This is a genomic window from Psychrobium sp. nBUS_13 (assembly GCF_051201665.1).
In the GTDB taxonomy this organism is placed as follows: domain Bacteria; phylum Pseudomonadota; class Gammaproteobacteria; order Enterobacterales; family Psychrobiaceae; genus Psychrobium.
The window spans coordinates 15758-38180 of the sequence record NZ_CP179211.1 but is presented as its reverse complement, the minus strand read 5'-3'; the positions used below and the strand labels follow the sequence as shown (position 1 = coordinate 38180).

28 protein-coding genes are annotated in these 22423 nt (G+C 36.7%); 2 read left to right on the top strand and 26 right to left on the bottom strand.

All coding sequences use genetic code 11. The features are described 5' to 3' along the window. Positions 1–17 precede the first annotated feature (17 nt). The 26 genes from ACMAZF_RS20265 to ACMAZF_RS20140 form a co-directional block, all read right to left on the bottom strand. On the bottom strand, positions 18–1382 hold the full coding sequence (locus tag ACMAZF_RS20265) for a hypothetical protein (RefSeq protein ID WP_435277359.1): 1365 nt from the start codon (positions 1380–1382) through the stop codon (positions 18–20). A gap of 3 nt (positions 1383–1385) precedes the next feature. Then, positions 1386–2297, bottom strand: a complete 912-nt coding sequence (locus tag ACMAZF_RS20260) for a hypothetical protein (protein WP_435277358.1) — start codon at positions 2295–2297, stop codon at positions 1386–1388. Positions 2298–2366: 69 nt separating this feature from the next. Continuing rightward, entirely contained in the window at positions 2367–5954 is a 3588-nt protein-coding gene (gene traN / locus ACMAZF_RS20255; protein ID WP_435277357.1) for a conjugal transfer protein TraN, read from the bottom strand. Positions 5955–5956: 2 nt separating this feature from the next. Continuing rightward, positions 5957–7051, bottom strand: a complete 1095-nt coding sequence (locus tag ACMAZF_RS20250; RefSeq protein ID WP_435277356.1) for a TraU family protein — start codon at positions 7049–7051, stop codon at positions 5957–5959. Positions 7052–7055: 4 nt separating this feature from the next. Continuing rightward, on the bottom strand, positions 7056–7193 hold the full coding sequence (locus ACMAZF_RS20245; protein WP_435277355.1) for a hypothetical protein: 138 nt from the start codon (positions 7191–7193) through the stop codon (positions 7056–7058). Continuing rightward, entirely contained in the window at positions 7190–8311 is a 1122-nt protein-coding gene (locus ACMAZF_RS20240) for a TrbC family F-type conjugative pilus assembly protein (protein WP_435277354.1), read from the bottom strand. Before ACMAZF_RS20240 ends, ACMAZF_RS20245 begins: the two co-directional genes overlap by 4 nt. A gap of 94 nt (positions 8312–8405) precedes the next feature. Then, positions 8406–8873 (bottom strand): signal peptidase I, encoded by a 468-nt coding sequence (lepB, locus tag ACMAZF_RS20235; RefSeq protein WP_435277371.1) that lies wholly within the window; start codon positions 8871–8873, stop codon positions 8406–8408. 652 nt (positions 8874–9525) lie between these two features. Next, the gene (locus ACMAZF_RS20230; RefSeq protein WP_435277353.1) at positions 9526–10017 is read right to left on the bottom strand and encodes a hypothetical protein; all 492 of its coding nucleotides are present in this window, start codon (positions 10015–10017) and stop codon (positions 9526–9528) included. Between the two features lie 85 nt (positions 10018–10102). Further along, positions 10103–10384, bottom strand: a complete 282-nt coding sequence (locus ACMAZF_RS20225) for a hypothetical protein (protein WP_435277352.1) — start codon at positions 10382–10384, stop codon at positions 10103–10105. Positions 10385–10436: 52 nt separating this feature from the next. Continuing rightward, complete coding sequence (locus tag ACMAZF_RS20220) at positions 10437–10646, bottom strand: hypothetical protein (protein ID WP_435277351.1); 210 nt, start codon at positions 10644–10646, stop codon at positions 10437–10439. A 132-nt stretch (positions 10647–10778) separates the two neighbouring features. After that, positions 10779–12692, bottom strand: a complete 1914-nt coding sequence (locus ACMAZF_RS20215) for a P-loop NTPase fold protein (protein WP_435277350.1) — start codon at positions 12690–12692, stop codon at positions 10779–10781. Between the two features lie 29 nt (positions 12693–12721). After that, the gene (locus ACMAZF_RS20210) at positions 12722–13171 is read right to left on the bottom strand and encodes a Kiwa anti-phage protein KwaB-like domain-containing protein (RefSeq protein ID WP_435277370.1); all 450 of its coding nucleotides are present in this window, start codon (positions 13169–13171) and stop codon (positions 12722–12724) included. A gap of 83 nt (positions 13172–13254) precedes the next feature. Next, a complete protein-coding gene (locus ACMAZF_RS20205) occupies positions 13255–13611 on the bottom strand; it encodes a hypothetical protein (protein WP_435277349.1) in 357 nt (118 codons plus the stop codon). A gap of 28 nt (positions 13612–13639) precedes the next feature. Further along, positions 13640–13978, bottom strand: coding sequence for a type II toxin-antitoxin system PemK/MazF family toxin (locus ACMAZF_RS20200; RefSeq protein WP_435277346.1), 339 nt, complete (start codon positions 13976–13978; stop codon positions 13640–13642). Then, complete coding sequence (locus ACMAZF_RS20195; RefSeq protein WP_435277345.1) at positions 13971–14237, bottom strand: AbrB/MazE/SpoVT family DNA-binding domain-containing protein; 267 nt, start codon at positions 14235–14237, stop codon at positions 13971–13973. Before ACMAZF_RS20195 ends, ACMAZF_RS20200 begins: the two co-directional genes overlap by 8 nt. A 146-nt stretch (positions 14238–14383) precedes the next feature. After that, on the bottom strand, positions 14384–15025 hold the full coding sequence (locus ACMAZF_RS20190; protein WP_435277348.1) for a DUF6904 family protein: 642 nt from the start codon (positions 15023–15025) through the stop codon (positions 14384–14386). A 40-nt stretch (positions 15026–15065) separates the two neighbouring features. Next, complete coding sequence (locus ACMAZF_RS20185; protein ID WP_435277347.1) at positions 15066–16214, bottom strand: tetratricopeptide repeat protein; 1149 nt, start codon at positions 16212–16214, stop codon at positions 15066–15068. A 93-nt stretch (positions 16215–16307) separates the two neighbouring features. Beyond that, positions 16308–16646, bottom strand: coding sequence for a type II toxin-antitoxin system PemK/MazF family toxin (locus ACMAZF_RS20180; protein ID WP_435277346.1), 339 nt, complete (start codon positions 16644–16646; stop codon positions 16308–16310). Next, positions 16639–16905 (bottom strand): AbrB/MazE/SpoVT family DNA-binding domain-containing protein, encoded by a 267-nt coding sequence (locus ACMAZF_RS20175; RefSeq protein ID WP_435277345.1) that lies wholly within the window; start codon positions 16903–16905, stop codon positions 16639–16641. The genes ACMAZF_RS20180 and ACMAZF_RS20175 overlap by 8 nt, the downstream gene beginning before the upstream one ends. Before the next feature lie 146 nt (positions 16906–17051). Continuing rightward, positions 17052–17678 carry a DUF6904 family protein gene (locus tag ACMAZF_RS20170; RefSeq protein ID WP_435277369.1) on the bottom strand — a complete coding sequence of 209 codons (627 nt, stop codon included), beginning with the start codon at positions 17676–17678 and terminating at the stop codon, positions 17052–17054. A 52-nt stretch (positions 17679–17730) separates the two neighbouring features. Beyond that, positions 17731–18150 (bottom strand): type II toxin-antitoxin system VapC family toxin, encoded by a 420-nt coding sequence (locus ACMAZF_RS20165; RefSeq protein ID WP_435277344.1) that lies wholly within the window; start codon positions 18148–18150, stop codon positions 17731–17733. Next, positions 18147–18374 (bottom strand): type II toxin-antitoxin system VapB family antitoxin, encoded by a 228-nt coding sequence (gene vapB, locus ACMAZF_RS20160; RefSeq protein WP_435277343.1) that lies wholly within the window; start codon positions 18372–18374, stop codon positions 18147–18149. Before vapB ends, ACMAZF_RS20165 begins: the two co-directional genes overlap by 4 nt. Before the next feature lie 108 nt (positions 18375–18482). Continuing rightward, the gene (locus tag ACMAZF_RS20155) at positions 18483–19172 is read right to left on the bottom strand and encodes a tyrosine-type recombinase/integrase (protein ID WP_435277368.1); all 690 of its coding nucleotides are present in this window, start codon (positions 19170–19172) and stop codon (positions 18483–18485) included. A gap of 324 nt (positions 19173–19496) precedes the next feature. Beyond that, positions 19497–19760 (bottom strand): hypothetical protein, encoded by a 264-nt coding sequence (locus ACMAZF_RS20150; RefSeq protein ID WP_435277342.1) that lies wholly within the window; start codon positions 19758–19760, stop codon positions 19497–19499. A 36-nt stretch (positions 19761–19796) separates the two neighbouring features. Continuing rightward, the gene (locus tag ACMAZF_RS20145; protein ID WP_435277341.1) at positions 19797–20222 is read right to left on the bottom strand and encodes a type II toxin-antitoxin system HicB family antitoxin; all 426 of its coding nucleotides are present in this window, start codon (positions 20220–20222) and stop codon (positions 19797–19799) included. 34 nt (positions 20223–20256) lie between these two features. Then, positions 20257–20439, bottom strand: a complete 183-nt coding sequence (locus ACMAZF_RS20140; protein WP_435277367.1) for a type II toxin-antitoxin system HicA family toxin — start codon at positions 20437–20439, stop codon at positions 20257–20259. Positions 20440–20805: 366 nt separating this feature from the next. Here ACMAZF_RS20140 and ACMAZF_RS20135 point away from each other — a divergent pair, with 366 nt between their 5' ends. Together ACMAZF_RS20135 and ACMAZF_RS20130 are read left to right on the top strand one after the other, a co-directional pair. Continuing rightward, complete coding sequence (locus ACMAZF_RS20135) at positions 20806–21885, top strand: hypothetical protein (protein WP_435277340.1); 1080 nt, start codon at positions 20806–20808, stop codon at positions 21883–21885. 59 nt (positions 21886–21944) lie between these two features. Next, complete coding sequence (locus ACMAZF_RS20130) at positions 21945–22253, top strand: hypothetical protein (RefSeq protein ID WP_435277339.1); 309 nt, start codon at positions 21945–21947, stop codon at positions 22251–22253. Positions 22254–22423 lie beyond the last annotated feature (170 nt).

The following is a 22423-nucleotide window of genomic DNA, read 5'->3' as shown; positions in this document are numbered from 1 at the left end:
TTTATAACCATCATCAATTAGTTCTTATAAATCGTATCAATAGATTCAATATCTAAGCTACCAGCACCGTAAAAAACCCTAGCTGTATATGTCACTTGTGAATGTTTATCTGCGCGAATATAAGAATATAACGGTAATAAGCGTTCGCCAGCATAGCAACTTGGATAATCTTTTTTAAAATAAACGCCATTATCTAAGCACTTGTCGTTATCAGCCGTGTTTTTCCAAGTATATGTAAGCTTGTTATTTATATAACTGAATCTTAAGAATGAAAAATATCCTTTTACCGGCGAACGCTCTTCATCTTTACTAAGATATTTAACATAAGCTCTATCTAAATCAGTTAGGTTTCTGCCATCAGCCAATAAGCCAAATACAAGCTGTGAATTTATTGTGATAGCTCTTTCAGGGAGCAATACATTAGGCACTTCTTCATCAGGAGCTAGCCTTAGTTCCTTGTAATATTTCTTTTTCTCTATTTGAAACTGCTGAAAAGCTTTCTCAACAATACTCATGCTCTTAGTATTTAGCGTCACAACGACATCAATACATTTATAAGCATTAATATTAAGGGGATAATTTAAGTCAAATGCATTCTTATTCGTAGGAGGATTCGGCCTATCACTATAAAAATCCCACCACTTAATTAAAAATTTACTGACTGAATTGTTTATATACTGTATTTTTCGACCTACATCATTTTCACAAATGTGTACTTCTGAAACGAATAGTAATGGATTTTGTTTTACGGTAGCTAGAACCCTAGCATTAACATCATCGACTTTCTTTTTTAATGCGTCTAACTTTGCTTTCTTACTAATTTTATTGATTTTTGACTTAGTTTTTAAGTAATCCATATCAATTTTATAACGGGTAGTAGAGGCAATCTTATCAGCTAGCCCATTCCATTTATTGGCGTTTTGACCTTGTTCAATCAAATCTTTTAAGTAGCGATACTCTTTTAGTTTTTGTTTACTCTGCGATAACAATATCTCTTCTTTCATTTTTGCTATGAGCTGAGCGTCATCGAGCTCAACATTAGCAGATATGTGCAGAACACCATTCTTTTGAGTGGTGCTAATGTTTGATAGTTTGACGACGGATGTTGAATTGATTCTTACTACATCTTTAAACTTGTGCGGAGTAGAAACATACTCCTTCACAACGTTAGTGGCCAACAAAGCGGCACCCTTGACTTTTAATGCAGTAATTCCAGCTGCATAGGCTTGGGAATCTGACTTATAGCCACTACCAACCTTGACAGTAGCTTTAACTAATTCGTACCTTATTTCTTTGCCGGGCGTATTAGCTAAGCTGGTGGCTTGAAGTCCACCAGCTAACAAACACAAAGAAACTAAATAAATCACCGTAGTGTAGCGCATTCCTTATTCCTTAACTGGAACCAATTCTAAGGTATCCATATCAACGCTGAAGAATAAATCAGAACCAGTAGCAGATATACTTTCATCAACGTACCAAAATAATTCTATCTTTGATAATGGCTGTCCATCTTCAAATTTAGCACCAGTTTTGAAGTAATGAACACGTCCTTTATTCAGAACGAATGGTTGTGGGGCTATAATTGCCACTTTACGCCCCACTTTTAATGGCATAAAGAAATATTCACTCTCTTCAAGATAATCTGCGGTTTTTATCAATTGATTAGCAAAAGGTATTTGATAGCGTATTACTGCAACTATTTTACCATTGAGTACTGCGGTTCTTAGAATAATGCCTTTGGTAATGCTTGTTTTACACGTGCGATAACTAGTCGTAATTTGTTTTTCAGTCAAATCACACATATTAGAGCTAGCATAGTATTCTGTGAACAAGCGCTTGTTTACTATTAGTTCTTTAATTTCTATATCAGCATTTTTTAAAATTTTAATTAATCTAGCATTCCCATCATTTCTCGCAACCTCTTGCTCTTCCCGAGAAAGTTCTAGCGTTCTTACTGGTACTGTCAAAAAGAAACTTGCGCCTTTAACTAAAGGTTCATTTTCAATGAGTGAATTAGTCGCTGAATTCGATAAAGCACCAAATAGATCAAACTGAGCTAAACTAGCTGCCGTGCCTAAATACCCTCCTCGAACAGTTCTAGTAATGTCATTCCCATCGGTTGAATCAACAAACTTATTGGAACCAGCAAGCTTCATTACATTCTTCGCAAAAGAAGAGTTTGTGTTGATTTCAAAGGCTTCCGTTACTAGTGGCTCATCGTCTTTAGGTCCAGTTGATGCACACCCTGAAAGAAAAGCTAGCGCCATTAAAAGTGATATTGCTAATGTGTTTTTCATAATTATTTCCTTATGTAGATGGTGTTATTCTATCTTTATTAATTAACCGCGCAATTTACAAAAAAATTACTAATCATCATTCAAATAACATACTGTCGGTCTTGGTACTAGCGAGCAATCGATGTTCTCTTCCTTGATTTTTTTAGCTGCATTAATTGCATGATCAGCCAAATTTGAATTGCCTACCCTATCCTTAGTTCGCTCTGTAGTTGTTACTCTGATACCACTATTTATCATTCGTCCATCACCAGTGAGGCTTTCTTCGGTATTATCGTTACTAATAATTCCTGATTGAAGCATAATATTAGTCCATTCATTTAAATTTATTTTACTAAAATCTAAATTTGCTAACTGTTCAGGCGTTAGACCAGGACACGCTCTAATTTCAGATTCATCTATGACATCATCGGAAAGCTGCGTTAAATCATGCCCAACCATCGGCGATGCTTGCTCCATGATTATTCTTGCCAGTATCGAACCGTAACAACAATAATCTCTTCGTCTAACTAAGCAGGTACCTAAAAATTTATCGTGACAATAAGGCTGCGCGACGGGTATACACTGCTTAGTTTCCAGTTTAATGCCCATATCACCTTCGTAATCATGACAAGCCGTCAACAATTGAAGTGCCAATTTTACATATTGATAAATAACATATGCACCATAGATATAACCTAAGACTGAAACCACTTGGCTAGCACCTTCTGATAGAACGTAATCTCCAGCTCCCTGCCCGCCAGCTTCTGTTGCCGCTTGAGTAAATAGTGCTTCGCTTAAATCAGCTGGTAAGTTTTCAGCCATGAAGTTCATTGCTGTTTGCCCCAACTGACTCATCACCCCCTCTTCAGCAACTTGCTTCGCACCCTCACTTGTCGCAACTTCCCCAGCTGCTGTTCCTGCAGCACTGGTAAATGCGTCGGTTATAGGTTGTGAAACAGCTTCCCATGCCGTTGTGATACCATCAGCTATTGGTTCTCTCAAGGATTGATAGCTATTCACTACAGCATTAGTAGATTCCAATCCTGCAGCATAAGCATCTGCTTGCATAATACCTTGAGCCGCAGAAGCGTAAGAAAATATATCGATACCACCGGGAGACTCACAACAATCAGTACCTAAACCGGAAAGCTCCCAAGAGCAGAATTTACCCTCACCATTAAATACCCTACAAGTAGTCAAATCCGCTGGGTCGTCACATTGCATATCATCTTCCATATGCTGTAGGGTTGAGGCCATAGCCATAGCATCAATAAACTGTTCGTTTTTCTCTCGCTCTCCGTAATCACAGCTACCGTCTACACAGGGTAACGTTTCAGCACAAGCATTAGTATTTTCTTCAGTCGTTATTTCGTATGAATTACCCACATCACACTTATACTCAACGGTTGATATTAAACATCGCCCATCGACTTCCCAACCCTCTCCACACGTTCTATTGACTTCTATGCAGCTGTCATCTTCTACGTAACTGTTACATTGAGAAGGCTTCTCTTTTAATTCATTAAATGAATAACATTCTTGTTCACCTGCAGCATTTGTAACACAATGCTTATTGCCTTTGAGTGGATCACAATTAAACCCTTTTAAATTAATTTTCCATGTTTTTAAACCGGTATCAGAAAAAAACCATTGAGGAACAAGCTCTAAAATTTCATCAGGAAAGCCACCACTCCCTTGATCTAATATTTGATACTCGTCAAAGGTACAAAACCCAAATTTATCGTTAGATACCGGGATATAATTACTTTGAACTGCTTCAAATGTGAATTTAATCTTTGCTGAAACTCCAAGCGTCCACTCCACTTGATCGCCTGACTGTTGATCCCTTATTTGTATTTGCCCTTTTAATCCGTTTTCACACGTAGGAGCCTGAGTGATGCGATAATTAACGCTCTCGTCTTTGATTCCGGGTAAATTATAATCTGTCCATACTTGTGCTTGAGCGGATATTTTTGAAGGAATTGCACTACACACTGTTCCATAGCTAATTTTTTCTATTTCTGATATTCGAGTTTGGATTGGAGAATCATTTAGGGCTTCATTCCATCTAACTTCCCCTTTGACTAAATCAAAATCGCCAGTGAGAATGTCTCGCCCTTGAGAAGCTATGTTAACGGAGGTTGTAAAGGTCGTAGGAAGTGATACTTTTGTAAAATCTAACGGATTAGCAATCTTCGCTTCTTTCGTTAATTTATCGTAACAACCTTCTGGAGACTGTTTAAACCTCAGCCCTAATTCACCACCATCTAGTGCAGTGAAGTACATACGGACTTTCATATGTCCTTCGCCTTCTTCTCCATATCTAACAGTGAAGTTCAGATTTGCCTGATCACCGAGTCCATTAACTACTTTTTGGAGTTCAGGTAATAAATTACCTTGGTCAGTGCCAGACCACGTTGGTCGAGCTAGACAACCGTCCCCTTTGTTTGGGAGGGTTCCACCAGTGCCTTGCACACCTTTGATATTCGACCAAACATCTTGACCATTAACAGCTAACTTCGCGTGATCTTCTATACTATATGTAAGATTGGTATGCGATATTTTCACCTTATCGCTAAGCTGGAGGTTAGCGTTGTAATTAACATCCCAACACTGGCCCTCTTTTTTCGTTTTCTCCCCGAGTTCACCAAATTCAATTTCTAAACAATTTTCACCACAACGTGATAATTTTCCATTACCTTCATAATTCTCAATAATCGTAGTTGGAATGTACTCTCTTTGGACTTCGCAATAATTTTTATTATTCTGGTTTACAGCCGCACAACTATGATAATCCCACGTACTATAATGAACATTATCTACTCTTTTAACCGTTGTATCTGCACACGCCTCAAACAAACCTCCAGAGCTTTGGATAGCATTATTAACAGCCTCATAGCCGTAATCAAACATCGAGTCTCTGTGATTAATTTCTGGTACAGGATTACTTTCATCAGCCGCTTGGAGCATTTGATATACTAAACCATCACTAGCTGTACTTGTTTTGAGACTATTTAGTTTTGTTTTTCCTTGGCTATAAAAGTTTTTCTCATCACCGTAACTTTGATCTGCAGTAAAAGTGGTCTTAGAATGGCCAATTTCAGAAGAGGTATACTCATCTTGCGATACCCGATTAATCATTTCACCGCTTTTATCGTAAGTCGCAGAGTAGTTTCCGTCTTTGTCTTTACTTAACTCAACACCATCAGGATTATACTTAATATTAAGATCACCAGATTGTGAAGACTCAGGTACAGCTACGTTTGAAAATAATGATCGGGCTGTATTGATACTTTGCTGAAAGTCATCATTGAAGTTCGCACCAATAATGGGGTATTTAGATAGATTTACTTTTTTTTTATCTTTGGGAGGGGTTTGGTAATATTTTGAGATCAGTTTTTGTTCGATATTGGGCTTTTGCTTTTGGTCTTTATACTTGGCGAGTGTCTTATTTAGTCGATCATTGTTTGTATAGTTATTTTCTGGATTGGCAGTATCATATTTTTTTCTTAAGTCGGTCCACTTTTCGCTATCACTAGCATATGCAATTTGAAATGGAGTCATTGTAAATACTGGTAGTAGCGTTAAAAATGCAAAATGAAAAGATTGCACAAGCATAGTAGCAATAACTGAATACGTTACTGCTACTCTGCTTAGCGATATCGGCTTATTTTCCATAACTAATCACTACCTGCAGGTTGATTAATAACGCAGCAATCACTATATCGCCAAGCCATGTAAACAAAATCTTCTTTTCCTGGCCTTACTCGCCCACCAGCCGCAGTAGACCACTTATGAATAGACTCACCTAAAGGGTGACAACATGTTTTTCGATCTTTGGCTAATGGGGTTCCATTATCAGTCATTGGATTTTTATCTGATGATGCTTCTGGAACAGGATAAAGCATGGACATCTTGTATTGAGATTTAGGTATCATTGGCCAAAACTCAGCTTTACACATAGCTGCATTTCCAATTGTTTTTCGTGCTAATCCTTTTCGATGTAGGGAGGCTAGTACACGCTGAGACAATAAGGAACTAACCCTAACAGGATCATCCCCATAATTAACATTGCCAGTAAATGGATATAGCGACCCATCACAGCCTGCACACCCATACGTAGATTCTTGAGATACGCCATTTGTCGTTAAAATACAGTCAGCCGTGCACCATGCTTTAGCGATAGGGTTTGCAAAAATAACGGCTTCAGGAGACAAGACAATTGCCAATAAATCATTTTGCCAAGTAGGATCAAGCTCAGATAAATACATCAAGTCAAAATCAACATAGTCACTACCGCAATTAGGTAAATACAATATTTCTAACATTTCAAAAATTGGAAATGAGAAATAGTGGTATTGATAATTAGCGATATTAGAAACGTCCTCGTCAGCTGGAATATTGGCACCGGCGCCTAAAGAAAATAAATCATCTTGTAATTTAATACCGCCAAGAGACGGACTACACCACGGCGTTGTAACTAATTCTATTAATCTCGCTGGCTTCCACATCCCTAATTGATAGCCAAATTCAGGAATTCCTGCTCTATCTTTACACATGCATAATGGCGTTGAATCAGCAGCACCATCAGGCTTTGAACCAGCACCCATAAGCCGAACAGGAAGAAAGCATGACCAACATATATCTTCGACTATCCCACTAAAAATTTTCGCATCATTACAACCAAAATCACTTTTGCCATCAGCCGCATTTGCTGAAACTTTTAAAACAAATACCATTGGGATGATTATAAAAAATAGCTTAAAAAAATTCATATTTTTACCTTTGCAACATGGCTTCAATCCTTGCCATCCACTCTATCGCCGTGTCCCAAATTAATTGAGCCACAGACGGATGATTTGCCATTAAATAGATACCAATCATCACCCCCAACGACACTAAAAGTAGGTTTTTCATTTAAGTTCCCTTGACGTCTTAATTAACTCACGAGAATTAAACTGCTCAACGTTTAGCGTTCCATCATTGTTTGTTGATATTTTAGTAGGTAAGGCTTTTACACTAAATTTAGTACGTACTTCATCAGGCATTTTGAATATAGGCGCACCCAATTCACTTCTAATACGCTCAATGTCTTTCCAGCCGGCTTTTGCATTGATACCTGTTACGTGGATTTGAAATGCACCTAAGCTAGATTTAATCTGATGTTTTGCCCATTGTAATTGTTCATTTTTAGCCGCATTGATAATTAAGATGGTTATCTTAATATTGAATTTTTTAAAAGGATTAGTCACTTGACCAGCACGCGCTAATATCAGCCCTTTTGAATTTTTAATATCTTTTCTAACGCGAACCGTAGGATCTATTTGCCATGCTTCATTTGTAATAGAGTCAGGTAGGACAACCTGTTTTTGATTTGACCAAAACCGTTTAACGGCATTCGCTTTTTTCTGCTCCCAGTCGATATCTTTGATTGACGATTTCATCGACTCTATGATTGATAACTCTTCAACGTTAAAAATCGGTCCGTGCACTCCCATGTCGAAAAAAGAATCTCTTTCTTGGATATCTGCATGAGCATTACTAACAAACTCAATATTTAATAAACCTGCAGCTTTAGTTACCCTTCCATTACTCTTAAGTACAATTGTCGGCACAGCACTAACGCTGTAACGGTCAAATTCAATAGGATCAATACCAATATTAGGCTCTACACCAGCCGCTGAAGACAATTCATTTACCACTTTCAAAGTAGGCCTTATATCTTTTGTATTAGCGATAAAACCTTTTATAATTACAGTCAAGTTATTGGTGCTTGCCACTTTTAGTGCTTCAATAATTGCTGTTCGTGGCATCGAAAAGCTTATAAAGATGGCACCATCAACATTTTCAAATAAAGATTTAGCTGGTTTGTTTTTCTGTGGTGTAATCGGCAATGACTTGTTAAGAATCGTTAAGGATTTTTGAGCTACTTTATTCGCTTCTTCAAGCTGCTTTTGTGAAAGCTTAGGATTTAAATCCAAGCCATCAAGTAGTCCATTAGTTCTCGCACTGTTAATTGCCTTTTGAGCTTCCATCTGCTGCTTGGACAACCAAGACTTATCCCCGCTGTTAGAGTCTTTAGCATAGAGATTGATTGATGAAACCAGCATGAACGTCACCAATAGTACGCTAAAAAATGGCATAGGCTTTTCCTATTATTTTAGAGTTATCTAACGTTCCCCAATACCTAGAGTCGTAACTATTCAACGTTTCACCGAGCGCAAAAAAACTATTTTCAGGCACTTGTATATCTCTTTCATAATCTTGTGGATCTACTTTTAAGGCATGCGCACTGAGAATCATTGATAACTCTATCGGTGCATTTTCATTAATTGATACGTGAGACGATTTAATCTTGACTAGATCACCACCAGTTGCAGATATTCTTTTTATAAACTGCATTGATTTATCACCATAAACGATATCGTTATCACGTTGAAATTCAAACGCCATGACGTCTCCACGAGTATATTGTTTGTCCCACTTGTCAATAATAAAAAGGCTGGCATCTAAACAACTGTGTAATGGCGCTGGGAATGAAAATACGAACCTCAGCAAAAATAACTCAAAGAGGAGAAAGATAGAAAGGAATAACACTGACGTAACTATTATTTTTTTTAACACTGTAAGCGCTCATTTATTATCGACAATAAATATTTACAGATTTAGTGATTCAATAGAGGTAATTTTTTAACCGTTTTTAGATTTTTTTAATTATTAATTAAATATGGTTGCTACACTCCCTATTCCAATATTTGCTTAACTTCGACATATCGACAAAATGTAGCGCCGATTTTCGCGTTTTGTAAATCGACGTTCTATTCCAACACCTTTAAGACCACTTCTTCTTCAAGATTTTGAAGATCATAATATTTACACTTAACTTTTTCAGACAGAGAGTTGGTAAGAACTCGAACATCAAATAAGACCTCTTTTGAACTAACCGATTTCTCCATAAGAACCCCATTTTCTTTCCTTATTGCAAAACTATTTGCGATAGACCTGCTTGTAGTCCAACATTCATGTTTTTTATCTTTTGCCGCTAAATTTCCTGAAATAAACCTCAATTCACAATCTGAATCGTCATGACCCCTAAATAAATGGTAATCAATGTTTCTCTTATCATTTAATAGCTCAAACGAAATGCTTAAAACACTAATATCAGATAAGTATTGTTCAACGTTTTCCCAGCGGTACTGTGACCATCTAATTATTAAGAATTTTTATTTATTCCAATGTTAATTTTTAATTAAAAAACCGAACTTTGTTTATCATTAATAACATACGAAAAAGTAACTTTATCTCTTTTCGCTTTATGACTTCTAGCCCGTACTTCTTGAATTTTAATAGCCGCGTAATAACCTGATTTATTGACAAGCACTACTATTTCATTAATATGGGGCGTTCTTGTTCTGGATGAATAGTCGAGCCTTTTAGCATCGCCTATCTCTGCAAAAGAATCAGCTTCATAGGCTAAGGCTATTTTTTGAATAGTTGACGGATCTTTGTAAATATGAACGGCACGATTACTTGCACTAGAAAAATGAATTTCAAATAATGCTGCCCCAGAGCCAATAAAATAACTCCCATCGTTATTAGAATAATCAAATGTAACCTCACCTTTCATAGCAGTAATAGCGTAATTATTTCCTGAAGAAGTAAATGGTAATACTGAAAAAAAGGCAGCTAGGATAAAAACACCCCCTTTAGTTCTTATTTTTTTTATCGTTAAAGTAATCATCTGTTCTCCGTTATTCCTTGTATTCCAATACGTTAATAATTAACTTACTCATGCGCTCAATTCGAACGCATGTAAATTGTTACCACTATAGTTTCACGCTCTTAAAATCAAATGGCACGGCTTTCACACTATTGACCGCTGCATATATTTCATTCCAAGTGACATTTCTTCCTGTTTTTGTAACGTAAAATCGTTGCCTCCAGCTAGGAGCGTCAGGAAAATCTAATTTGCGAACTTCTTCGGTAATTACTTTTACGCCAGTTAATGCATTTAGTTTGACTAATACATTATTTGTAATTTCATTAAGCTTATTTTCAGTCCCACCAAAACGGCCATCTGAAATCTGCTCGAATGTTAATGTTCTCATTTGTTTTTACTCAATTAATTTACTTAACAACTATTATAGTCTCACTTTGAGACTAAGCAAGTCTTTTTTGTATCAATTTGAGACTTTCTTTTTTCGGCAGTAAATCAATTGCCTCAGCGCCGTATTGAACAGCCTTACTTACTGGCCTTGAGCCGTTAGCATACTTAAACGCATTGGCTCTTGATGTGCCAAGTACCGCCCCCGCATCTTCAATGCTTAGGCCGTATTTCTTAGCCCATTCATTAAAATCATCTTTTGTCATTTATCTTTTATTCCAACCTAAAATTTATTCATCTAAATAGCCATTCTTCAACGGTCACGAATCCAGCTTATTTTGCTTGTTACAAAGTGACCACAATTGAGCCTAATTTTTCTAGTTTAACTAACGCGTTTATTAAGCAATTTCTGTAACTTGCGCTCTTTTTGATAGTATTTCATTCAACTTTTCATATGTATTTTTCAGAATGTAGACTGAAACACCTCCCGCCATAGGTGTAAGTTTGGCCCCTATCGCCTTAGTCAATTGTTCGAACCACTCACATTCCTTTACTAATTCACGATGTTTATCCAAATCGTCGTAGCGTTTGGTTAAAACATGACCTAATTCACGTTTGATGGGGTTAGGCATTTTCAAGAAAGCGTCTAAAAACTCATCGACAGCAATGTGCTGTAGTATTGGCTTATTAAAATAAATGCTAACCTCGCGATCATCACCATCGAATAAGGGGATTACCTCTTCAGGGTTATCTTTCATTGCAAGGAGCACATCAGCAGATGAGGTAGCCAATTGTTCGTTCAACGCACTATCGATGTGACTATTAATAAGATCAGATATTTGAACGAACTCGGCAATTTCTCGGCCTTGGTATGCCAAACCAGAGTATCCACCAAAGCCATTAAGCTCTTGAAAAATTTTCTCATACACGTTGGCACATTTGCTACTAAATATATCACCTAGGTAATCCGAAATTTCAGTAACAACATCAGAAGCAGTCTTTTGACTAAGCTCTATTGAGGAATGATATAAGAATATTCCAGCGATATGTTTTATCGCACCTAAATCATTAATCTCTCGATTATTTAACGATAACTGTACAGATTCTTGCAACCGTTCAAACTCATCATCTTCCAGATTAATGAAATACCACAACAGTTTCCAATCAGGCGTACTTTCCTCCATGAAATACTGGGTATTTTTTAATGAATTAACAATATTATCCGAGTCAATATAGCCTTTATCGAAGAACTGAACCCAATAGCTTTCACTAAATAAAATATCGTTGAAGTCTAAATCATATTTATCATTAATTAACTCAAATTTGTTAGGAATATCACTATTATCATTATCGGCATAACCATCTAAGACGTAATTAAAATTTAGAAGTTTGTTTAATTTTTTGGGCTTGAGGACGCCAGCATGAATCTCCATAGAAAGCGCCATAAATAGCGATAGAAATTGGGTAACTAGTCTTTCATTATTAATCAGCATTTCATCAAAAATGTTAAACCACTGCGCCAAATCAAGAATAACCTTTCTAAGTGAACGTAGATTTTCATGCTCAGATTGATTAAATATTTTAATGATCACCGCTTTATTACGCTTAACAGCCTCTTTTGCTATTATGTTGTGAACAATTACATCTCCGATAAATATTTCATTTACTAAACTATCGAAAACAGCATTAATATCAGCTTCAACTTGGACAGTTTTACCAATCAACTTTTCTTTAATGTTGGTATAACAGTTGTGAGTATTTTCACCTTCATCTTGATGAGTTAGCAATTTATCTTCATCTGCAATTAGGACAACCTTATAGCCATCTTTTTCAACAAAATAATTGATATAACCCAAGATCACCTGCAAATTTAAAGCGCAGCGCTCAAGATCATCAAATACCAAAATACAATTTTTTGTGTCTGTTAAATAATCAGCTAAATTGATGTCAGGTACGGACAAATTGGCTGTAGCATCCGCTTTGCCATCACCATCGAGATCTAATTTTAATGCACCTTTCAAAACTCCTTTTGCAATACGACCAGCAAAGACCAGCGGTTTACTAGCAAGTATAGGGTTAAGCTGTTCAAAAAATTTATCTTCAATATCACCAATATTATTAACGCCATACAAACTTACATAGAGAAATTTAAGCTCAGTGTCAGATTCCTTAAGCTGCTCAATCGAGTCTTTAACAAGATGAGACTTACCACAACCCCATGGCCCTTTGACCAATAAGGCATACTCAGGTGGAACTTGCATTACGCAGTAATATTTAATGAGTTCTTTTACATTTAGATTAATATCTGACACCAAAATTTCTCTTATGTTTTTATAAAAAGTTAAACGGTCTCTTGCACTACTTCGACCACATCGGCATCAACCATTTGCTTTTTAATCAGTGAAATAAAGCGTTTATCGTTCACAAGTTTTAAGAACAGATCGATGTTGTTTTCGTCAATGATAAATTTACCATCGTCATTCGAGGGTAAATCAAATTTATGATCATCAATGGCAGTTTTCATATCCTCAATAAATTCTTGATCTTCAAAATATCGGGTTTGCTCAATGGCAACTAAACGCCGGAGCAAGGTTTTGTTAGTGCCTATTGCTACTTTTAAATCATCAACGCAAGCAACAATACCGTGCTGTGCAAAAGCATCGGCTAAAATGTCTCGTTTAGCTTCTAGTCCTTCTCGAATATTTAAGCCCAACTCATACTTTGCTTTATCGCGAATAAAGACGTCATCACCAAAAGCTAAAAAATCAATAGCGTTTCTAAACGTGAAGATTTATTCTGCCTCGACTTTCTTAAATTGATCTTCGTTAAACACCCAGTTTTTAGCTGTTTTACTACTTTTTATATTCCAATGCGTTATTTTTCTTCAAAATCGAGGTTAACTTCTGTTGCACCTTGGGTTGACCACTCTTGTAAGTTTACAAAAAACTCACTCGGCAATGATGTAACTTTTTTAGCCACAACTTCAAATTCTATAAGTGTCGGAAAAGCTGTTTTTAAAGGTGTACCGTCGGTTCTTTTCGACAATCCTTGAAGCGTTTCTTCTATTAACTTTATACAACCTAAATCTACCAATTCTTTTACGAAAGCTTGGGCTTGTTCAGGAGTTAGCCAAAAAGACTTAACCTCTAATGATGTGGAGATATTACCGACCGTTTTAGACGGGTAAATTTCAACGGCTTTATCAAGTTTAACATTATTCATTGTTGCCATTTTTATTCTCACTTTATTCCAACTTAGGCTAACTAACTAAAGCGCGTACTCGTGCTAATGCTTCGTCAACAACTCGTTTTGACGCTTTTTCAATGAACTCTATACCACGACACTCAAAATCGATGGTCTTCACTTGCTGGCAAAGTACAACGCCTTGTGTTTGAGTGCAGCTATCTAGCTTTACTTCAAAACCATGACCCCGAACCGTTGAGGTAATTGGCGCAACTAAAGCAAGCTGAATTTGATTATTAAAAGGTTCTGGTGATAACACCAAAGCTGGGCGTTTATGTGCTTGTTCGTGACCAGAAGACGGATCAAAATCAGTGAAAACAATGTCCCCTCGCTTTGGAATATACTTATTAATCATTTACTTTTTCTCTACCTACTGGCGCGTCATTCAGCCACGATTTATCTTCATCGTTTAAGGCCACACTTTCAGGTGGTGACTGAGCGAGCAATTGATCGAGTGTATACTCTGGCTTTTCAATTATTGGTTCAATAACAAGGCGACCAGATTCAATCTTTGCATCAACCTTGTGGTTAACGTCAAGCTCTAACTCTTTTAGCAAAACAGCAGGGATAATAGCCCCCTTTGAATTACCAAATTTTCTAATTGTAGTTTCCATAACAGAATTACCTTTGTAATAACATAGTAATAACTATAACACACTCGTTTGAAGTTACAACAATGTTATTACATTAATTTGCAGTGAGAACAGACACAGTCGGATAAAGGTTGTTTAATACGTCTAGCTTCAACAAATAACAATAATTAAATTTTTGCCGAATTAGACACTGTATCCCATGAATGCAAATCATAAATCGTTGGGTTAAACTGTGCTGATTGATGGTGTGGATGATTTCGTAGAAATGAATCCATTACTGGATCTAAAGACTTCAAAATATGTTCTAACTCGTTAGCTCTTTTTGGCTTTGTCAGCGATAAGAAATATGACACCCTACTGCCTATTATGTCTTGAATTTGTTGCTCTTGAGTACCAACTAACCAACTGTAGACAGCTAATATTGCACGGTGCTGTTTAGGGAAAGCAATCGGTAATATTTCCTCTAAATAAGCTTCTAATTTATACATTATTGACTGCTCTTTTTTGTTTGTATCAAAAAAGGCCAATGATGTTCGCATAAGTGCCAGTTGGACAATAAACGTTACCCAAACCTGTTCAACTCCATATATCGTAACTTGATCATCCCAAATAGTTTCCGTTGAAAGTTCTCTTCGCTTCTCGTAAGCCTTTCTTAAGTCATAAGCTAAAGCAGGAATAAGTCCCTGACTATCCAAAATTGGGGATTTTTCTGAAACATTCATACAAAAAGAGTGTATTTCTTTTAATGTGTCATAATCTCCCCACAACACAAAACCACCATTACGCTTACCATTTTCAATTTTTAACATAAAATACCTTGCCCTTTATTTTCCATAACTAGCTAAGCCTCTATTCCAATATTCGTTGTTTATGTTTAATTTTTGTCATTTCAACTTTCACTTGAGTCAAATTACCCTTCACAATTTTTGTGTTCTGGTGATTTTCGCCAAATAATTTAGTAAAGTTTTTTAACGCCAATTCCAAATAGTTGATGGCTTTATCATACTCACCTTTAGCTTCCCAAGCAGTGCCAAGGTTGTTGTGACTAATGGCTACGGTAGGATGGTTTTCACCAAACGTTTTTAAACCACTCTTTAACGCCAATTCATAATAGTTGATGGCTTTATCATACTCACCTTTAGCTTTCCAAGCAGCGCCAAGGTTGTTGTGACTAGTGGCTACGGTAGGATGGTTTTCACCAAACGTTTTTAAGTCACTCTTTAACGCCAATTCCAAATAGTTGATGGCTTTATCATAGTTGCCTAAGGCACTATTAATCAATCCAGCTCTGTTCTGATAAGTGGCGTTATTGGGTTGCAGCGCTGCCGCTTTATCAAAATTTACCTTTGCTTCTACGTATTTAAGTTTTAGCTCTTTAATGTTGGCTCTTTCGTACAGTTTGGCAGCTAGCTTAATTTCGTCGTTTTTTACCTGTTCCGCATAATGAACATCAACTAATCGCTCTGCTTCATCTAACTCACCAGCTTGAACCAATGCTTTAACTTCCGGAGAAATTGATGTGTCAGCTAACAATTTAGTGATGCGTTGTTGTGCTTTTTTAATATCTGCTGTCAGTTCAAATATGGTGGAATTCTTGATGTCTAATTGGTCAAGGAGGCTGTTAAGTAAGCGATTGTTGCCGTTTAATTTCTTTAACAATCTATTATATTGTGATTGGGATAGACCATCGTAACTCTGATGAATGATGTCTCCATTCCCTGTATGAATACTAGAATCATCACCACCTTTGATTTGTGGAACTATTGGTTGGATTTTATTAGGGGTAAAGGCAACAAAAATCGCTATCACCCCAGCGATAATACCGGCTCCCATTCCTTGTAAAAATCCAGTTTTTTGCCACCAAGAGATATTATTTTCAATAGAAACGGGATCAGATTGATGTGATTGATTATGCAAGTGACAATATCCGCTGGCACCTGCACTATTTTTACATGAATGATTACTTTTTGTTGTGCCTTTACATTGATGCTCACTCACTAAACCGCTCCATTAATTATTTTTTCTACTTTAAATAGTGTGTTTCTCTCAATTATTTAATTCATAGAGTCATACTCGCTATTCCAACTTAGGTTAACTAACTAAAGCGCGTACTCGTGCTAATGCTTCGTCAACAACTCGTTTTGACGCTTTTTCAATGAACTCTATACCACGACACTCAAAATCGATGGTCTTCACTTGCTGGCAAAGTACAACGCCTTGTGTTTGAGTGCAGCTATCTAGCTTTACTTCAAAACCATGACCCCGAACCGTTGAGGTAATTGGCGCAACTAAAGCAAGCTGAATTTGATTATTAAAAGGTTCTGGTGATAACACCAAAGCTGGGCGTTTATGTGCCTGTTCGTGACCAGAAGAAGGATCAAAATCAGTGAAAACAATGTCCCCTCGCTTTGGAATATACTTATTAATCATTTACTTTTTCTCTACCTACTGGCGCGTCATTCAGCCACGATTTATCTTCATCATTTAAGGCCACACTTTCAGGTGGTGACTGAGCGAGTAATTGATCAAGTGTATACTCTGGCTTTTCAATTATTGGCTCAATAACAAGGCGACCAGATTCAATCTTTGCATCAACCTTGTGGTTAACGTCAAGCTCTAACTCTTTTAGCAAAACAGCAGGGATAATAGCCCCCTTTGAATTACCAAATTTTCTAATTGTAGTTTCCATAACAGAATTACCTTTGTAATAACATAGTAATAACTATAACACACTCGTTTGAAGTCACAACAATGTTATTACATTAATTTACAGTGAGAACAGGCACAGTCGGATAAAGGTTGTTTAATACGTCTAGCTTCAACAAATAACAATAATTAAATTTTTGCCGAATTAGACACTGTATCCCATGAATGCAAATCATAAATCGTTGGGTTAAACTGTGCTGATTGATGGTGTGGATGATTTCGTAGAAATGAATCCATTACTGGATCTAAAGACTTCAAAATATGTTCTAACTCGTTAGCTCTTTTTGGCTTTGTCAGCGATAAGAAATATGACACCCTACTGCCTATTATGTCTTGAATTTGTTGCTCTTGAGTACCAACTAGCCAACTGTAGACAGCTAATATTGCACGGTGCTGTTTAGGGAAAGCAATCGGTAATATTTCCTCTAAATAAGCTTCTAATTTATACATTATTGACTGCTCTTTTTTGTTTGTATCAAAAAAGGCCAATGATGTTCGCATAAGTGCCAGTTGAACAATAAACGTTACCCAAACCTGTTCAACTCCATATATCGTAACTTGATCATCCCAAATAGTTTCCGTTGAAAGTTCTCTTCGCTTCTCGTAAGCCTTTCTTAAGTCATAAGCTAAAGCAGGAATAAGTCCCTGACTATCCAAAATTGGAGATTCTTCTGAAACATTCATACAAAAAGAGTGTATTTCTTTTAATGTATGATAATCCCCCCACAACAAGAAACCACCATTATGTTTTCCAATATCGTTGTTTTAGATTAGCCTGTTGACCATTCTCTAAGGGTTTCGCTAGTTACTATTCTTGCGTCCAGTCTTCAATATGAAGACCAACAACTCGTTCAAATTCTCTAGTGTTATTCGTTACTAGAACACAATCGCTTGCAATAGCGTGACCTGCTATGGACGTGTCATTAGCACTAATCGGCGTACCTTTATCGCTCAAATCTTTTTTTACTATTGTGGTAGCTTCAACGGCAGTTTGATCCCACGCCAAAACACAATCAATACGAGACATAAACTCATCAACAATAATGTTATGTTTTGGTGATGCTTTCTTACCGATGGCACCAAAGCGCATTTCTGCATAAGTAATCGCTGAAACAACAATACGGTCTTTGTTTTCAACATGAGCTTGTAGTACTTTTAGTAAATGTAATGGACGTTCACGCATAATAAAAGAACAAATATTCGTATCTAACATGTACGTTTTTTTCAAAGGTTAACCCTACCATCATCAACAACATCTGAACGCTCAACCATAAAATCGTTGTCGGCTTTATCTATATCAGAAAAGCTCGCCCACGACTTACGCTTAGGTGTTATAACAATAGAATCACCGTCACGAACTATCTCTACTTCGTTAATCCCTTCAAACTCTAAATCTTTTGGTATACGTACCGCTTGGCTTTTGCCGTTGGTAAATAATGATGCTGTAGCCATATTGAAAACCCTTGTATATGCTGTGTATATACTTACTTTAACTTAACTGTTGTATATGTCAAGAATATACAACACCAATTGTCTGGAACTCTTATTAGTGAATACACATTATTCACCTAACGCTGGGACGGTTATATATAATTGATTTAGTGCATCAGTTAGTCTTTGTGGATCGGGAATTATATAAGTGTCTGTCATATCATCACTAACATGGCCTATTGCCATCTGTATTACGCCGTAATCTATACCCAAGTCTGATAGGTAACTAGCTGTACTTTTGCGGCCAGAATGACTTGAACCTTGCTTAAAGCCGCACTGCTTAAATAAGGCTCTTATATAATTTTCTAACGATGAACAAACCAATGTTTCTTTTTCACCGTCTTTTGTTTGATATTTCTTAGAGTGAAAACCAAGATAAGCCCACAACATATCCTTTCTACCTCGATAAGAAAGGAATAACGGGCTATCTCCGCGCAAGCCCCCGTAGCTGCCATCATCAGACAAAAACGCATTATCTTTAATTCTACGGTCACGCCACGCTAGCAAAGATGTTCGCTGTTGTTTAAGCACCAATGCACAATCACGACTACGGCCACCTTTTGCATATTCACTTTTCATTCTAAAGATTGATTTCAAACTGCCATCTTTATAAAAAACATCTTTAACTTCAAGATATGAAGTCTCTGTTATTCTTGTTAGTGACCCAAATAAAAACCATATTAATGCAACATTTCGCTCTGCACACACGCCCCTATTTGCGTTAGCTAAAATATGTTTAAGTTGCGCTTTATCTTTAATTTTACCCGCACCTTTTTTGCTGCTTTCAAGCCGTTTAACAGCATCAGAAACAGGACGTTTACGCTTGGGTTTATTGATTTCAGTGATAGTTTAAACCTTAATTGTGTACCAATTCCAATATAGTATGGTATTTAAGTGCCAAAAACTAGAACATTGATTATACCTACCCATATTGGAATAATTTTGACGGGGAATTAGGGCGTGGCGTGATTGGTCAGTAAACGGAAAATAACAGACATACTATTAACGAAACAGGTTAAAACAACGGCCTAAGACCAGCGTTCTAACCTGTTCCACGGAAAACCTTAATGTAACTTTAAATGATTATGCCCAAGGCATTTTTTCACCTATTTTTGCTTTTTCAAGCAACAGGTCGATTCCAACCGTAATGCGAACGCCTTTCTCATGTGAATAATCAACAAGAGCATGTTCGAGTTGTTTCTTATCTAACGCGCAATCAGAAGATCCCAGCCACTTCATGAGTTCTAATAATTTTGCTTGAAACTCACTTTGCATTTTTATTAAAGCAGGGGCGTAAATACCAAAGTCTTTGGTGATTTCTTGTTTTAAAAGTTCGTTGTCTGACATTATTTTTCTACCTTAATTTACTTAGCAAAATCGTTATTAAGCTGATTTTTGCATTAAATTATCAGCGGCTTTGGCTAAAAAGTCAGAGCGATCTTTAAATTCGTTGTGAAATTCAACGTAAGTATCAACGCGCTCTAAAAACGGTTCCGCCAACGTGATATTAATACGCTTTTGTTTACCTTTGAGTGCCGACACAGGCACATCAATAGCTAACCACTGCGTAAAGTCTTCATGCTGGCTTTGGTAATCAGTATAGCCCTCGTCCAGCGATTCGATTAAATGACCATCGTTGATAACTTCCTCAGCCATTAACAAAATAACCTCTTTGGCCTTAAATAATATCTCTTCGCGCTCATCAGCCGCCGAATAACAGCCGTAACCTAATTTTTCAAATACTGGCACGATGATGCCGTGCGCCTCGTTATCGTTTGTTGCTGGCTCAATGCCGACCATAAATAACATAATAATCTCCTTTGGTGACTCAAAAGAGCAGGGATTAAATCCCTGCCATCCGTTTGATACTTTTTAAAGTTCCTATGGGTATCTGCTTTTTAGGGTGGGCGATGGGGAATTTTTTTCCCGTTATCGGTGAGTACCATACTTGGTGATCACCTTTGCCATGCCTAACGAACGTACAACCATTGTCCTTTAGTAATTTAATCAAGTCCTTCGATGTCATCATTTCCTCGTTTCGTTTAACTTGGGATAATTATATACACACGCGTGTGTATCGTAAAGTGATTTAATCAAATAAAGTGAAAAAAAGTTTCAAATAGGTCTTTTCCGATGAGTAATACGCTCAGCAATATTCCAATGCTAAAAATCGGCGTTGGAATAATTTTGACGGGGACGGATAGTGCTAAAGTTCTTTAAGCTTGACACTGGTTACAAATCAAACTACTTTGAATAAGTACTTTACGAAGTATCGAGATAATATCTCAGGCTTACCTCAGCCTAAATAATGAAATCTAAATTACAAATATTAACTGTTTAGTCACAAAAACGCTGTGGTTGGTTAAATGAGGTCAATTTGCGGCATTTATAGGTGATTAAAATGGTTAAATCCTCCCCTTTAACTAAGCAGCACATTCAGAGTTTATCTAAAATATTCGTTAAACATTTAGCTTTTAGCGTATTTGGGAAAAATAAACATTCTAAATTACTCAATCTATTAGCATTATCTTTAAACGGGGCGAAAGGCTATGGCAACTTTCAAGCTTCACTAACGTTCTCTCCTATTATCGATCTATCTAATATTGATTGCTCAGAAATATCGCGCCGTTTAGCATCAACTCAAACAATCTTTCATAGCCCATTGCCTTTCGTTGAGTTACACAGCCAGTTAACCAATGATATCGAATATCTAAGTAAATTGACTCGAAACTTGTCTATACATGGATTCATTTCAAGCGTTTATAATGCAGTGAGGTTTGATGCTCACCAACAAAGAGAAATATTAAGTTGTCTAATCGATGATCTGTTACAAGAAGAACTTGATATAAATGGACGATATATTAAACCCAATATAGCCTGGGCAAGTTTTACCAGTAATGAAATAAATTGGTTATCCTGGCAAGATTTGAAACTAGAGACTAAAAAAAAGCAAGGCACAGCGCTTTATGAAGAGTTAGAAAAATTTCCACATGAAATTTCTGATATAAACAAAAAATCACTAAAAGAATTTTTCGACGATATATCCATAATAGACATAGCTATTGCTTGCATAAAAACACTTCAAAAGTCTCATGAGTACAAGCATTTCTTTGATGCTAAAGCCCTCATATATCACTGTTTTACTGATTATAATTACACAATAATAGAGTGTTTAGACCCTGATCAAAAAACAAAATACGCGTACAAACTGTATAAAAACGCTATTTTACTCCACTCAAGTGGTGCAAATATTTTATGCATGGCTGAACTAGATACTCATGGCCACAATGTATTGAATAAAATGTTTAATAAAGAATACCCAACAGAGCAGCAGCGAGCAAATGACATTAATAACTGCTTTTTAAAATATCTCGCGTCAAGTAAGCAACATAATGATTCAAGGAACCATTGGAATGACAGCTTATCTGAATGCCTAGTTCGAACGATTTCTAGAGCATTACCGAACAAATAAAATATTCAAATGCTAAAAATCGGTGTTGGAATATTTTTGGCGGGGAGTTAACGTGTGGCGTGATTGCTCTGCAAACGGAAAACCCTAGTTCCACAAATTCTACGTTAGCGCAAGAAAAAGAGGTCTATCTGTCCAAAGCTAAAAAATTCATCGCTCATAATAGCTATATCGTAAACACTATAGAGCAGAACAATGAAACGCATCATCAAAATTATTATCATCATTATCTTGACGCTGTTACTCAGCAGCAGTACCCCTTAGTGTCGCGGTGGTTTTTTCCGACGAGAAGTACGCATAGAAATATTCCAATGCTAAAAATCGGCGTTGGAATAATTTTGACGGGGACGGATAGTGCTAAAGTTCTTTAAGCTTGACACAGGGTAAGATTACGTGTGTTCAATAAATAAGCTGTAAAACTTTATCTGCATAATCAGTATCGAGCGCTGCTTGAAATATACTTTTCCAAATAAAAAATTCATGTATACTTATTTTAGCTAAAGTTCTCCTCCAAGAAATGTTTAGCAGATGATTTGGTTGA